Raw genomic sequence first — 14,546 nt, forward strand, 5'->3', positions numbered from 1 at the left:
GTGCTCTTCCGATCTCGGCCAGCGCACGCAGCGCCAACCGCATCGTCATGCCCGCATGGCGGGCCGGACCGGGCCAACTGCTGCGTCGCCGCCACCCCGGCGCCGTATCGTACCCCCAGGACGGCATGCCTACCGCCCGGGGTGCGCCCCGTGGCCGGGGTCCTCCTCGCCGCCATCCACCGGAGCCAGCCGGTAGCCCAGTTCCTGTGCTATCTGTTCCAGCGGCGTCACGTCGCGGGTAGTGCGCAGTATCTGGAAAAACGTTTCCACGCCCAGCTTTGCCCCAAGGTCGAACGGGTTCAGTTCGCGCATCAGGGTGGGATAGGGCTTGCCGATGGTGCGCGCCACTTCGCGCGCCTGGCTTCTGCTGCTGAGCACCGCCCCCTGCACCATTCTGGTGATCCACTTCTCCGACATGTTCCCTCCTGCGGCCATCATCGGCCAGCCTGTCGGGGGAATATCAAGAATCATGCCGGGCAAGCGGTCGGAGCAAGCGGACATTCCACGTGCTTTCTGTTTCTGCAACTCACTGTTTCCGCTGGGGTTGCCCTTTTTGGCCGGGAAGGCTATCTCTAACCCTGTATCCAGAGATGAGATTCGCGTCTCGTGAAATGAGACTGCATGTCATCAGGTGAGACAACCCCTAGTCCCTGCCGAGCCGCCAGGCATGCCGGTCGTGCCCGGCGGCAGCCGACTCCGGGCGGGCACGGGAAAGGGCGCCGGGCAGACACCCCGGCCATCCGCGAGGTTCCTCTCCCCCATGCCTCATCAGTCCCGTCAGGCTCGTCAGGCGCATCTGGCCCACCAGGCCGAGCAGGCCCGCCAGGCTGAACAGGCGCCCTCGCCCGATGCGGCCCCCACCACGGCTCCCGAGGCCCTTCCTCCTCCGGGCAGCCAGGCCGATTCCGGAAGGATGCCCATCGACCGGCGGGATGATCCCCTTCCACTCTTCGAGCACAGTGTGGCCCCCATGCTGCTGGTGGACCCGGAAAACGGCGCCATCGTGGACGCCAACCCCGCCGCCTGCCGCTTCTACGGTCACCCGCGCGAGCGCATGGCAGGCATGCCCTTATCCGCCATCAACACCCTGGCCCAACACGAGATTGCCGCGCGCATGGCAGAAGCCTTCCGCCGCGAACGCACGGCCTTCCGGTTCCGCCACCGGGCTGCGTCGGGCCTGGAGCGAGAGGTGGAGGTGCACAGCGGTCCGGTGTGGCTGAACGGTCGAACCCTGCTGCATTCGGTGGTGCACGACGTATCGTCCCTGCACGATTCCATGCAGCGCGTGGAAAGAGTGCAGCGGCTCAACGATCTGCGTGCCGCGCTCATCCACAGTGGCGCGCCGGAGGAAAAGCTGCGCCTGCTGGCGCGGGAGATCCTGTCCATCTTCGGTGCCGGGTCCTGCCGCATCTGGCTGGCCCGGCAGGGCGACCGCTGCGGCCAATGCCCCCACGCCGGAGCGCCATGCCCCACTGCGCCACGCACCCCTCCGGCCTGCCTGCACATGGTGGTGGAAGAACCGGCCTCGCACTGCAACCAGCCAGCCCCGGCGGGACAGTCCCATCCCGACCCGCGCATCATCCGCATTCCCTTCCGGCACGGTCCGGTAGGCCGCGCCGCCTCGGCCAGCACCCGACGCCCGGTGCTGCATGCCACGCCGGAAGCCGATGCGCCCCTGTCCTGCGACTGCGGCATGTTCACCGCCTACGCCATCCGTCTGGACCAGGGCGTTTCCGGCGGGGTACTGGGCGTGCACCTGCCCGCGCTGGACCCCATCACCGACATGCAACTGGAAGGGCTTGCCCATACCGCCGCGCACCTGTTGCAGGCTGCCCGCACCGCAGAAGTCACGCGTCGGGCCCTGCGCGGCCTGGACAACCGCATCCGCAAGCGTACCGCCCAGTTGCGTCGCGCCAACCAGTTGCTGCGGCACGAAGTGGCCGAACGCCGCCGGGCCGAACTGGCCCTGCGCCGCAGCCGCGACCTGCTGGAGCACGGCGAGCGCATCGGGCTGCTGGGCAGCTACTGGCGCGACCTGGAAACCGGTCAGGGCCAATGGTCGGACAACCTGTTCCGGATGTTCGGTTTTCCCGTGACGGCAGAGGCTCCTTCGTTCGCGCGGTTCTTCGAATGCATCCACCCGGAAGACAGGACGCGGACGGCCAGGCAACTGCATCACGCCATGCACCATCGGGCCGACACCCTCGTTGAATACCGCTACCTGGGCCCCTCGGGGCAGTATCGTCACGCCCGGCAACAGGTAACTTTCGACACCCCGGCGCGCACGGGGCACAGGGCGCCGGTGATGATGCACGGCATGGTCCAGGACGTCACCGAGCAGCGTCAGCGCGACGAATTGCTGCGCCTGCAACGCGACCTGCTGCTGGCGCTCGGCATCACCACCACGGTGGAGGACTGCCTGGGGCTGTGCCTGCGCACCGCCCTGCGCGCCGAAAGCGTGGACGCGGGCGCGGCATGGCTGCGCGTGGAACTTCCGGACGAAGAGGCACGGCACGAATGGCGGCTGGTGGCGGCGCACGGCTTCGATCAGGCGGCGCTGGCCAGGGTACGCCGCCTGCCCTCCGGCACGCCTGCCTCGCGCCTGATGGAGGCGGGCCGCCCCGTGCCCGAAATACCGCCGGAACAAGGCTCGAGTTGCACGCTTACCGGTGACAAGGAGTTGGACGCGCTGGCCGTTGCCTCGTCCATCTGCTGCGCCCACCTGCTGCCCGTGGTGCACGCGGGCCGGCCCGTGGCCTGCCTGCTGGCGGGTACGCGCGGTCCCGCCCCCATGCACAAGGCGGCCCGCCACCATGTGGAAGCCGTGGCCGCACAGGGCGGCAGCGCCTTTGCCCGGATCGTGCAGCAGCAGTCGCTGCGCGAGAGCGAGGCCAACCTGCGCGCCCTGCTCAACGCCCCGCGACTCAGCGCCTTCCTGCTTGATCCTTCAGGCCGGGTGCTGGCCTGCAACGCCACCGGTGCCGGGCGACTGGGCTCCACCCCGGAGGCCATGCTGGGCCGCACGCTGGGTGACTACTTTCCCGAAGACCTGCGCAGCAGGCGTCACGATGTGCTGACCAGCGTGGTAACCACCGCAACCCCGGCCACGTTCCGGGACGCGCGGGACATCCACATTTTCGACCACTCCCTGTACCCCATCACCGACGAGAAGGGCCGCGTGCACCGGGTGGCCTGGCTGGCAGAGGACGTGGCCCACGAGGTCGCCCTGGAGCGACAGTTGCGCCAGGCCCAGAAGATGGAGGCCGTGGGCACCCTGGCCGGGGGCATTGCCCACGATTTCAACAACATCATTGGCGTAATCCTGAGCAATATCGAGATGCTGCGCGACACGGGGCTTACCGGCAGGGCCGCCACCCGTGCCGACCGCATCCTGCGCGCCGCATTGCGGGCGCGCGACGTGGTGCGCCAGTTGCTGACCTTCGGTCGTCCGGCGGACGAACCCTACGTCACCCTGGACCTGTGCCGCACCGTGGCCGACGCCCTGCAACTGGTCAAACCGTCCATCCCGGCCAGCGTCACCCTGCGCACCCTGCTGCCTGCCTCCCCGTTGCCGGTACATGCCGATAACACCCAGATCCACCAGGTGTTGCTGAACCTGTGCACCAATGCCGTGCATGCCATGCCCGACGGCGGCGTGCTGGACGTTTCCCTGGAAACGCTGAACCTTGGCGGCGACGAGGTGCTGCGCGGCTACCCGGAATTGTCGCCCGGACTGTACGTGTGCCTTTCGGTGGCCGATTCCGGCCATGGCATTACAGCCGCCCAACTGGAACGGGTATTCGAACCGTTCTTCACCACCAAGCCGCAGGGCATGGGATCGGGCCTTGGGCTCAGCATGGTGCACGGCATCATCCGCAAGCATGGCGGCACGGTGCGCGCCCGCTCCCTGCCGGATCAGGGGCGCGCTTCGACGTACTGCTGCCCCTTGCCGACATGCCGGACACGACGGGCGCAGGGGCCGCCCCCGCAGTCGCCGTGCCGGAACACGAACCAGACATGCCGCAGGAACGCCCACTGCATGTACTGGTGGTGGACGACGAGCACGACTTCCGCCAGTCCGTGGCGGAAATGCTGCATGCCCTCGGCCACCGCTCGACGGGCACCAACGATGCGGAAGACGCCTTGCGGCTGCTGGCGGCGGGCCGCTACGACGTGGCCCTGCTGGACCTGCGCATGCCCGGCAGTTCCGGCCCGGAACTGGCCCGGGCCATCCGCGCGCACGGGTTTGCGCTGCCGCTGGTGCTGTGCACCGGCAACGAATGCGACATCCCACCGGAAGAACTTGAAAATTCCGGCCTTTTCCTTATCACGAAGCCGTTCACTACCGATGAATTACGGAATCACTTGCTTTTCTTGGTGCAAAAGTCGTAAAGCTATAGAGATGCCTGAAATCCTCATCATAGACGACGATCCGCTGGTGGCGGAAACCCTGGCCGACCTTGCCGAGGACATGGGCCACGTCCCGTTGCGCGCCGCTTCGCTGGCCGACGGACTGGCCCATGCGGACGCGGGTTTCGGCGACGTGGTGCTGCTGGACGTGATGATGCCCGACGGCAACGGGCTGGAGGCGCTGCCCCGGTTCGTGGCATCACCCCCCCGGCCCGAGGTGATCATCATCACCGGCGCGGATGCAGAGCAGTCCGCAGAAATGGCCGTGCGCAACGGCGCGTGGGACTACATCACCAAGGGCGCGCCGGTCAGCGCCATCCGCCTGGCCATCCTGCGGGCACTGGAATTCCGCAACGAAAAGCTGGCCCGTACCGCCCAGCAGGGGCGGCCGTTCAACCCCGCTGGGCTCGTGGGCACCAGCCCCGCCTTCATGGATTGTCTGGACCTGGTGGCCAAGGCGGCGCGCAGCGACGTGCCGGTGCTTATCACCGGCGAGACGGGCACCGGCAAGGAACTGGCCTCGCGGGCCATCCACGAGAACAGCGACCGGGCCGGACGCCCCTTTGTGGTGGTGGACTGCGCCGCCCTGCCGGAAAACCTGGCCGAAAGCGTGTTGTTCGGCCATGTGCGCGGGGCCTTCACCGGGGCCGACCGCGACGCCGAAGGGCTGATCCGTCAGGCCTCGGGCGGCACGCTGTTTCTGGATGAGATCGGCGAACTATCGCCCAACCTGCAAAAGACTTTCCTGCGCGCGTTGCAGGAGCGGCGCTTCCGCCCCGTGGGCGGCAGGCAGGAAGTGGAAGGCGACTTCCGGCTGCTGGCCGCCACCAACCGCGACCTGCAACTGATGGTACGACGGGGCGAATTTCGCGAGGATCTGTTGTACCGGGTGCGGTCCATGCACATCGCCCTGCCCCCCCTGCGCCAGCGAGAGGACGACCTGCGCCCCCTGGCCGAACATTTCGTGCACCAGTACTGCGAACGCAACAACCTGCCCTCGCGCATCCTGACCCAGGAACTGCTGCGGGCCCTTGGCGCCCAGCACTGGCCGGGCAACGTGCGCGAGTTGCGCAACACCATGGAAACCATGATCGCCTTCGCGGACGGCGTGCGCACCCTGTACCCTGCGCACCTGCCGGAACACATCCGGGTCCGTCATCTGCGCGCCACCGCCGAAGGCATGCGCGCCGACCACACGGGCCACATGACATCCGGAGACCACGCCGAGGTCGCTTCGCAGGACCTGCCCCTGGCGGGGCTCTCCATCCCCACCTGGATGACCTACCGCGACGTGGCGCTGGAACGCGCCGCCGTGGACTATTTCCAGAACCTGCTGGCCTACGCGGGCGGCGACATGGTCAAGGCCCAACAGCTTTCGGGGCTTTCGCGCGCGCAATTCTACCGGCTGCTGCGCAAGCTGCGCTAGCAGATGGCCCCCTGTCCCCCGTCCGGCATGCCGCGCCACACCGCACCGCATCCCCCCGACACGCTGAACCTGACATCCTACGACGCCGTGGCCCCGCAGTGGAACACGGCGCGCCATGCCTTTTATGGCCGCGAGCAAGTATACCTGGACCTGCTGCTGGAAGGGATCGCCCCAGCCGTGTCCGGCACCGGCCATGAGCATGCGGCACGCCCGTTGGTGCTGGACGCTGGCTGCGGAACCGGGCGTCCCATGGCCGAGTACGTGCTGCATCGAGGCTGCGACGTGCTGGGCATCGACCAGTCCCCGGCCATGATCGAACTGGCCCGCCAGCACTTTCCGCAGGCCCGGTGGCTGGTCACGACGCTGGAAGCCTACCCCTTCGACATGGCCTGTCACGCCGTCATCCTGTGGGACTGCCTGTTCCACATCCCCCGCGCGCGCCACGCGGACATCCTGGCCGGGGCCGTGCGGGCCCTGTACCCCGGCGGAAGGCTGATGCTCACCGTCGGCGGGTCCGCCCACCCGGCCTTCACCGACACCATGTTCGGTCGGGAATTCTTTTACGACTCGCACCCGCCGGAGCGGGTGGCAGACATGCTGCGCGGCCTTTCCTGCGATATCCTGCTGAATGAATTCATGAACCTGCCGACGGACGGGCAGGACAAGGGGCGTTGCGCCTTCGTTGCGCGCAAGGCGGGGTAGGCCCCGCAATCCGCCGCCGGAACAAGCAACGGGCCGCCCGCATCGCGCGGGCGGCCCGTCTGTCTTGCCTGCATTCGCCGAAGGCAGCGGATGTCGCCGCCGCTCCGGGCATGGTCCTACCCCATCCGCAATGGCCGCATGGCCAGCAGCGCCCGACGGCTGAACGGGCCGATGCGGTCCGTTGCGCCGCCCGCGTCCGCCACCATGTGATGGTGGTAGTGGCTGGGGTGCACCTCGCACAGGTACAGTACCCGGACCAGGTCGGAATCGGCCAGCAGGGCCGCCGGGGATGTCTTCTGCACCTCGGCCAGCCGTGCGCGGGCAATGGCCAGCATCTCGTCGCGGTCACCGAAGTGCATGGTGTACGTGGGGCAGGTCTTGACGCAGGCGGGCAGCATGCCCGCGCGCACCCTGTCGATGCACATGTTGCACTTGGTGAGCAGCCCGGTCGTTTCCTCCTTGCGGGGGATGTCGTAGGGGCAGGCCTCGCGGATGGTCTGGTAGTCCAGTTCCTTCGTCTTTTCCGTGTAGAGCACCGCGCCGGTGGCCTCGTCCTGGATGATGGCCCCGGGGATGAAGGCGTCCGCCATCATCTTGCACGGCGGTTCCAGACAGTGGCGGCATTGTTCGGGAAAGAACACCCACTTCAGCTTTCCGTCCACCTCCACCTCGTTGAAGCGCACCAGCTTGAAGGTGTGCCCGTTGAGGTCCGGCGGGTTCTGGTAGCTTCCGGTGTTCACCGTTTCGTCGGCGGCCAGCTTCTTCCACTGCTTGCACGCGGCTTGGCAGCCCCGGCAGGCGGTGCAGCGGGTCTGGTCGATGAAGAAGGTCTTGCCCTTGTTCTCGCTCATGACTCACCTACCCTTGCTTCCCGGGCTGGACCTTGCGGACGTTGACCATGAAGACCTTGGTTTCGGGAATCCCGGTATTGGGATCGCCCACCGAAGGCGACAGCAGGTTGGCCGAATCGAACGTGGCGTTCTTCTTCTGGCCCCAGCCGAACTGCCAGGGAATGCCCACCTGGTGCACGGTTTCTCCCATGACGGTGAACGGCTTCAGGCGCGGGGTGACGATGGCCACCACCTGCACCTTGCCACGCACCGATTCCAGCACCACCTGGTCGCCGTTCTGCACGCCCAGTTGCGCCGCCAGTTCGCGGCTCATCTCGCAGAAGCCGTCGGGCTGCATTTCCTTCAGCCACGCGGTCTTGCGGGTCATGGTGCCGGACTGCCACTGCTCGGTCACCCGGTAGGTGGTGCACACGTAGGGGAAGCGCGGGTCGCGCACGGCCTTTTCCTCGTGGGCGAAGTGCAGGGCCGTGGGGTTTACCCGCTGCGGCGACAGGGGGTTGCCCGCCAGCGGGCTTTCGAAGGGTTCGTAGTGTTCCGGCAGGGGGCCATCCACGCGCCCCGGTCCGAACAGTTGGCCGCGCCCTTCGCGCACCATGATGAACGGCAGCTTCTCGCCGGGCTTCCATCCGCCGTCGGGCACGTCGCCCATCCACTTTTCGCCGTTCCAGGCAATGACCGCCCGCTTGGGGTCGAAGGGCTTGCCCGTCTGGTCCACCCCGGCGCGGTTGTACAGAATGCGCCGGTTGGCGGGCCAGGCGTACGACCAGTTGGGGAACAGGCCGATGGCCGCCTGTTCCGGGGTCTGGGTGCGGTCGTGCCGGGCCATCATGTTGCCCTGCTCGGTGTAGCAACCGGAGAATATCCAGCAGCCACAGGCGGTGGAGCCGTCGGCCTGCAACGCGGCGAATCCGGGCACCTGCTGACCCGCCTTCCATTCCTTGCCCGCGATGGTCACGTCCTTCATGAAGGTACCGTTGAGCCGCCTGGCCAGCGCGCTGGCGTCGTACGCCCCGTCCTTCAGGTAGGCGGTATCCAGGTTCAGGATGGGCTCCGGATGCTTGCCGCCCTCTGCCTTGTACAGCTTGCGCACTTCCTCGAACAGCCGGATTACGATGTCGCCGTCGCTCATGGAATCGCCCATGAACCTGGCGCTCTTTTCGCGCCATTGCAGCCAGCGGCCGGAGTTGGCCACCGAGCCGTCCTTTTCCACGCTCATGCACGCGGGCAGAAAGAACACCTCGGTCTTCACGTCCTTGGGGTTCACGCCCGGGCCCTTCCAGAACAGCGAGGTCTCGTTCTCGAACAGGTTGACCATCACCGCCCAGTCCAGCTTGGCCATGGCCTTGCGGTTCTTGCCCGCGTTGGCCCCGCCCGCGCAGGGGTTCTGCCCCCACACGAATGCGCCCTTGAAGCCGCCGTTGTACATGCGCTCGAACAGCGACAGCCAAGAGTATTCCACAACCTTGGTGTCGTCGATCTTGGGCAGCCAGGTGTACGCTTCCTTGTGATCCGCCGTGGGGTACATGGCTTTCAGCAGGGACGCCGCGTACTTGTCCAGGTTGGACCACCAGTTGGCGCTTTGCGGATCCGCCGTGACCGGGGTGCCCGCCTTCACGTAGGCGTCGTAGTCGGCCCAGATGGCCCGGGGAATGGGCAGGTAGCCGGGCAGGTTGTCGCACAAGAGGGCGATGTCCGTGGTGCCCTGCACGTTGGATTCGCCGCGCAGCGCGTTGACCCCGCCGCCCGCGATGCCGATGTTGCCCAGCAGCATCTGGATCATGGACAGGGCGCGGATGTTCTGCACGCCCACGGTGTGCTGGCACTGGCCCATGGCGTACAGGATGGTGCCCGCCTTGTCCGGCTTGCCGGTGGACGCGAAGGCATTCCACACCGCCAGCACCTTGTCCTCGGGCATGCCGGTGACATTCACCACGGTCTTCAGGTCGTAGCGGGCATAGTGGCGGCGCATGACCTGCAAGACGCAACGCGGATCCTTCAGGGTGGGGTCCTTCAGGGTCACGCCCTTGTCGTCGGTGACGAAATTCCACTTCTTGCGGTCGTAGCTGGCCGTCTGCGGGTTGAAGCCGGAGAACAGGCCGTCCTTGAAGTCGTAGTCCGGCCCCACAAGGTACGAGGCGTTGGTGTAGTCCGCCACGTACTGTTTGAAATACAGCTCGTTATCCAGGATGTGCTTGATCAGCCCGCCAAAGAACACCAGGTCCGTGCCCGAGCGGATGGGCGCGTACACGTCGGCCTTGGCCGAGGTGCGCGTGAAGCGCGGGTCCACGTGGATCAGCGTTGCCCCGCGCTGCTGGGCGCGGGTGACCCACTTGAACGAGATGGGATGGTTTTCCGCCGCGTTGCTGCCCATGATCAGCAACACGTCGCTGTTCTTGAGGTCGATCCAGTGATTCGTCATCGCGCCGCGTCCGTAGGACTCTGCCAGAGCCCCCACAGTGGAACTGTGTCAGATGCGGGCGTGGCTCTCCAGGTACACCAGGCCGAGGGAGCGGTGCATGGCTTGCAGCAGCCAGCCCTCCTCGTTGTCGATGGCTGCGGACCCGACGGAGGCCATGGCGCGGGTGCGATTGACCGGCTGCCCCTTGTCGTTGAGGGCCTCGAACGAGGCGTCGCGGGTGTCCTTGATCTTGCGTGCGATGCGCGGCAGCGCCCAGTCCCACGACTTTTCCTCCCACTTGTCGCTGCCGGGGGCGCGGTACAGCACCTTGGTAATGCGCTGGCTCTGCTCCGTGGTCTGCCAGATGGACGACCCCTTGGGGCACAGGGTGCCTTCGTTGGTGGGGTGATCCGGGTTGCCTTCGATGTTGATGGTGCGTCCGGTTGCGGGGTCGGTCCAGACCAGCAGGCCGCAGCCCACGGCGCAGTAGCAGCAGACGGACGTGGTCAGGGTGGCCTTGTCGATGGCCAACCCTTCGGCATGAACCGCGACCGGGGCAAGGCTGATGCCCAGCCCCCCGAACGCGGCGGCCACGGTGCCCGTGGCAGCGAGCTTGATGAAGCCCCGCCGGTTCATTTTCATGGTGTGCCTCCTGACGAAAGATGCGGGTTACGCGCGGAAGGTGCGCGCCGGGCGCGGGCGGGAAACGGCATGCCGCCCCGTGCAAGCTGACGCCCAGCATTTCATGCATACCACACCATGCAGATATTGGAAGAGCTTTTCCTTCATGTTATCAGCTATATATGCCTATCCTGACAGAATGGTGACGCGTGCGGACGCCGGAAACAACCGGGGCGCGCGGCTGATGCCGCACGCCCCGACGGGATGCTGTGATGCGTTCAGGCAATGCGTGTCGCGTACACCGCAAGGATTTCCGCCCCCTGCCCTGCAGGGGACGAAAAGACCTCGGCGGCTACGATTTCACCTTGTGGCAGTCGCGGCATTCCGTAGGCCCCGCCGCCTTGCCCGCAGCGAGCAGCCTGGCGTGGCAGGCGTTGCAGCTGGGCCCTTCACCATGGAAGGCGTTGCGGAAGTAGCGTGGGTTCCCGCGGTCCTTGGGAGTGCCGGTTTCGGCGTCCACCACCACGTCGTGGCAGTCCTTGCTGGCGCACTTCATGGGGCCGCCGTCCACGTACCCCTTGTGATGGCAGGTGCCGCAATCCACGCTGAGGGTGTGCGCCTCGTGAGGGAATGGCACGCGCGGCTTGGTCAGCTTCGCGCCCTGCGGCACGGTGACGGTGACCGTCTTGCGTTCCACCAGGGGATGGTGCACCGAGAATTCCGGCGTCTCGCCATGGCAGACGAAGCAGTTGCCGGAAGCACCCATGGCGCGGGCGTACTGCTGGTACTGCACGGGGGGGATGTTGTCGCGGTCGCGCCCCAGCGGATTGCGCGCCGGGTACACCGCGTGCGGCGCACCGTGGCAGGCCGGGCAGCGCAGCATGGTGGTGTCGTCGGTGCGTTCGGCGTACAGCCCGGCGGCATCGGCGGTCCACTTGTTGAACGCGCTGGCGGTGGCCGACCTGGGCTTTTCGGCAAAGTCGTGGCAACCCGCGCAGTCGGGCAGGTTCACCCACGGGGTGCGCGGGGCGATGTCTTTCGCATCCTTGACCGCCACGGGGGTGATGGCCGCCATCAGCCGCTCGGCGGCTGGGTTGCCCGCCTCCTGCTCCTTGCGCAGCAGGGACAGGGCATGGTCTTCCATGGCCCCGTGGCAGCGGGTGCAATCCAGGCCCTTGGTCGCGTGGTAGTCGCGCCAGAACCGGGTGGCCCCCTGGGGCGCGGAAGGATGGCAGGAATTGCAGGCATCCGCGCCGCGCCCGCCCATGTAGGCGGCGTGCCAGCCGTGGATGGCGGCGGACATGTTGGGGGGCACGGGCTTGCCGGATGGCGCTGCGCCGGGCTTGGCTGCGTCGGCCTTGTCCGGCGGTTCATGACAACTCCGGCAGACCACGGTGGTGCCGGACTTGGCCCGTTTTGCCAGGTCCGTACCGTTGATGCGGTCGTGCACTTCCAGCACGTCGGCGGCGGTGGCCGGAGAAATGCCCGCCACGCCGCCCACCTTCCATTCGCCGCCGTGACAGTTGCGGCAGCCCATCTCGGTAGACACCGGCAGCACGCAGCGGGTGGTGGCCAGCAACGCGCCGGTGGCATCGCGCGCCTCCACGGTCACCGTGGGGTACGGGTTGAACCCGCCCTTTCCACCACCGGGACCCCCTGCGCCGTCATACGGCAGCACGGGAATGCCCGTGGCCTCGTACAGGGTGGTGCCTTCCACCAGCTTCAGTTCGCCCGAAAGCTGCGGGGCTTTCGCCTGCGCGGCGGCATCACCGGATTTTGCGAAGGGCGTGGTGGCGGCCTGCCCGGCGGGGGTGAGCGAGGAATCGGCCACGGCGGCGGGCTGCGCGGCGACGGGTTTGGTCTCGCCGTCCAACCGCCAGGTCAGGGTCGCCCCCTCGGTCACCGCCTGCGGTCCGGGGCCGCGATGCACCAGTTGCGCCCGCAGGGTGGAGCCGGGGGGCAGCAGGGTCCACGCGGGTTCCGCGTCGGTGACGTGCTGCATGCCCTGCCTGCTCCACGCCACCAGCACGTGCCCGGCCTTGCCGGGGTCGAACGGGGGCACGTCGGTGACCAGTTGCCCGTAGCCTGTGTCGGCCACGGTCCCACCCTGCGGAGCCGTGGCGTTCTGGCCGGAAACATTCTGGCCCGGCCCCGCCGGTTTGACGGCGGGCCGCATGGACGGCGCGAACAGTTGCGCGCCCAGAAATCCCACCGCGAACACGGCCACCACGATCAGCCACACGCGGAACAGGTTCTCGGTCAGGCGGTTGTCGGTCTTGTTCATCGTCGCATCTCCCTGCGTCGTTGCTGCCGAAAGCTCACAAATACATGTCCGGGGGTCCAGACTTTGGTTCCAAATTAGGATTTTCTTTCATTGGCAAGGAAAACGAGTCTGCCATGAGGGAGTGCCCCAGCCGCTATGCGGGTCTTCGAGCGTCACGGATGGGGACCGCAGCGCGTACTCTTCTCGTATTCGACCGCCATGGCAGGCGAAGTTTGACGAGGCCAACGGACGAAAGGATTATTTGGAAAGTCGTCGCTCCACTTCGTGGGCAATGTAGGTCGCCAGCGCGTTGCGCTCCGCCGGGGTGCCGCAGAAGGGCGGCATGTAGGGCAACAGCTTGCCCTGCCCGGCCAGTTGCGCCTCCAGCCCGGCCACACCGCGTCTGGCCGCGCGCGGCACCATGTCCAGCATGGGGTTGCCCATGCCGTGGCAGCTGGAACACTGCTGCGCCCACAGGAACCGCCCCACGTCCAGGCGGTTGGCGTCGGTGACCTGGCGCGTGCCCGCCCAGGCGGTCAGCGACAGCGCGCCGTCGCGCTGCATGCGCTCCACGTCCGCCGCGCGGATGCCGTTGGAGTACATGTAGCCGTGGATGACCCACGGGCGGCGCCCCGTCTCGCGCACCCACTCGAAGGCCCCCACCTGGGCAAGGCCCAGCAGCAGCACCACGCCCGCCAGCACGGCCCGCGCCCTGCCGCTTGCCTTCACGAAAAAGGCCAGCCCGCCCAGGAACAGCAGCGGCGTCACCACCGGCCAGGCCAGGGCGAAGGGCCGGATGTCGTCGGTGCGGCGCAGGATCATGGCCTGCTGTGCCGGGGGCAACGCCGCGAAGTACCATGCCGCGCCCAGCAGCAGCCCGATGAACGGCAGGCACACCCACTTGGCCGACCAGCGGACCATGGCCTCGCGCGTTTCCGGGTGGGGAATGCGCAGTGCCGTGATCATGGCGAACAGGCCGGACAGCAGCAGGCACAGGGCAAAGCGGAACACCAGCGCGGGCCAGAAGGTGGGGTTGAAGAACCCGTCCCAGAAGTTGCCGGTGCGCAGCCATTCGCCGGGGGTAAGCATGAACCCGATGATGCCGTTGATCATGAACAGCGACAGGAAGGCGAACAGCGCGTACAGCCAGCCCGTCGCCATGTGGTCCTTTTTGCTCATGCGGCCCGAGATGCAGCGCTGGAAGGTGTAGTAGTACACCAGCAGCGCCGCTATCTCGCCCAGGAAGAACACCCACTCCGTGGCCCAGCCGTACACGAACAGGTGCACCAGTTGCGAGGTGGCCGCAGGGCTGACCAGCGAGATGATCAGCCAGATGCCCACCCCGGTCACCCCGCCGAAAACCATGCTGAGCAGCACGAAGAACCGGCTGTGCCGCTTCACCCACTGCAATATCTCGTTGTTGCCTTCCGCGTGGCCCTTGCGTTCGGCCATGACCAGAAAGAACCCGCCCCCCACGGCGAACTGGGCCACGAACACGTGGATGACCGAAATCAGCGCGATGAGCAGGCCGCCGTTCACCGGCAGTTGCCAGACCGGATACTGCATGGCCTACGCCTCCTTTCCGCTGCGGCGGGCGATGACCACCAGCCACCATACGGCAGCTATGCCCGCCACCAGCGACACCACGAACAACGCCGCCGCGCCGTCCTGCCCGACCATCGGGGGAACCACAGGGGTCGCCGCCGCCCGGGCCATGGAGGCGTCCAGGTGCGGGGCCAGCCAGGCGTCGCGCAGCACGGCGCGCATGGCCGCCATCAGGAATATGACGCCCACGGTGGCGCCGGTGGCCAGCCACACCCGGCGCTGCCGGGCGGCCACAAGGGCCAGCACCGTGCCCGCCAGCCCCAGCGCGAA

8 protein-coding genes and 2 pseudogenes are annotated in these 14,546 nt (G+C 67.3%); 4 read left to right on the top strand and 6 right to left on the bottom strand.

Going from position 1 to position 14,546, the window contains the following annotated elements; all coding sequences use genetic code 11:
* Positions 1–129 precede the first annotated feature (129 nt).
* Positions 130–417, bottom strand: coding sequence for a phage regulatory CII family protein (locus FVW20_RS13175; RefSeq protein WP_015946165.1), 288 nt, complete (start codon positions 415–417; stop codon positions 130–132).
* Positions 418–970: 553 nt separating this feature from the next.
* On the opposite strand from FVW20_RS13175, the pseudogene FVW20_RS13180 reads away from it, so the two are divergent.
* The 4 genes and pseudogenes from FVW20_RS13180 to FVW20_RS13190 form a co-directional block, all read left to right on the top strand.
* A pseudogene (locus tag FVW20_RS13180) lies at positions 971–3,886 on the top strand (PAS domain-containing protein); the annotation flags it as partial.
* A gap of 203 nt (positions 3,887–4,089) precedes the next feature.
* Positions 4,090–4,392 (top strand): response regulator, encoded by a 303-nt coding sequence (locus tag FVW20_RS19780; protein ID WP_231039098.1) that lies wholly within the window; start codon positions 4,090–4,092, stop codon positions 4,390–4,392.
* Positions 4,393–4,402: 10 nt separating this feature from the next.
* Entirely contained in the window at positions 4,403–5,836 is a 1,434-nt protein-coding gene (locus FVW20_RS13185; RefSeq protein ID WP_196609974.1) for a sigma-54-dependent transcriptional regulator, read from the top strand.
* Between the two features lie 27 nt (positions 5,837–5,863).
* The gene (locus FVW20_RS13190; protein WP_196609975.1) at positions 5,864–6,538 is read left to right on the top strand and encodes a class I SAM-dependent methyltransferase; all 675 of its coding nucleotides are present in this window, start codon (positions 5,864–5,866) and stop codon (positions 6,536–6,538) included.
* Positions 6,539–6,654: 116 nt separating this feature from the next.
* Here the strand turns inward: FVW20_RS13190 and FVW20_RS13195 are convergent, their stop codons facing one another.
* From FVW20_RS13195 to FVW20_RS13215, 5 genes and pseudogenes are all read right to left on the bottom strand, one after another.
* A complete protein-coding gene (locus FVW20_RS13195; protein ID WP_196609976.1) occupies positions 6,655–7,389 on the bottom strand; it encodes a 4Fe-4S dicluster domain-containing protein in 735 nt (244 codons plus the stop codon).
* 7 nt (positions 7,390–7,396) lie between these two features.
* Entirely contained in the window at positions 7,397–10,429 is a 3,033-nt protein-coding gene (fdnG, locus tag FVW20_RS13200; RefSeq protein ID WP_196609977.1) for a formate dehydrogenase-N subunit alpha, read from the bottom strand.
* Positions 10,430–10,760: 331 nt separating this feature from the next.
* Complete coding sequence (locus FVW20_RS13205; RefSeq protein ID WP_196609978.1) at positions 10,761–12,692, bottom strand: cytochrome c3 family protein; 1,932 nt, start codon at positions 12,690–12,692, stop codon at positions 10,761–10,763.
* A 237-nt stretch (positions 12,693–12,929) separates the two neighbouring features.
* Entirely contained in the window at positions 12,930–14,237 is a 1,308-nt protein-coding gene (locus FVW20_RS13210) for a c-type cytochrome (RefSeq protein WP_196609979.1), read from the bottom strand.
* A gap of 3 nt (positions 14,238–14,240) precedes the next feature.
* Positions 14,241–14,546: pseudogene (locus FVW20_RS13215) on the bottom strand (peptidase); the annotation flags it as partial.

The sequence above is a fragment of the Nitratidesulfovibrio oxamicus genome, assembly GCF_015731765.1.
GTDB classification, from domain to species: Bacteria; Desulfobacterota; Desulfovibrionia; order Desulfovibrionales; family Desulfovibrionaceae; genus Cupidesulfovibrio; species Cupidesulfovibrio oxamicus.

Excerpts from the sequence above, each read along its gene's own strand:
- FVW20_RS13175 (WP_015946165.1), bottom strand. The coding sequence starts at position 417 with ATGTCGGAGAAGTGGATCACCAGAATGGTGCAGGGGGCGGTGCTCAGC.
- FVW20_RS19780 (WP_231039098.1), top strand. The coding sequence starts at position 4,090 with ATGCTGCATGCCCTCGGCCACCGCTCGACGGGCACCAACGATGCGGAA.
- FVW20_RS13185 (WP_196609974.1), top strand. The coding sequence starts at position 4,403 with ATGCCTGAAATCCTCATCATAGACGACGATCCGCTGGTGGCGGAAACC.
- FVW20_RS13190 (WP_196609975.1), top strand. The coding sequence starts at position 5,864 with ATGCCGCGCCACACCGCACCGCATCCCCCCGACACGCTGAACCTGACA.
- FVW20_RS13195 (WP_196609976.1), bottom strand. The coding sequence starts at position 7,389 with ATGAGCGAGAACAAGGGCAAGACCTTCTTCATCGACCAGACCCGCTGC.
- FVW20_RS13205 (WP_196609978.1), bottom strand. The coding sequence starts at position 12,692 with ATGAACAAGACCGACAACCGCCTGACCGAGAACCTGTTCCGCGTGTGG.
- FVW20_RS13210 (WP_196609979.1), bottom strand. The coding sequence starts at position 14,237 with ATGCAGTATCCGGTCTGGCAACTGCCGGTGAACGGCGGCCTGCTCATC.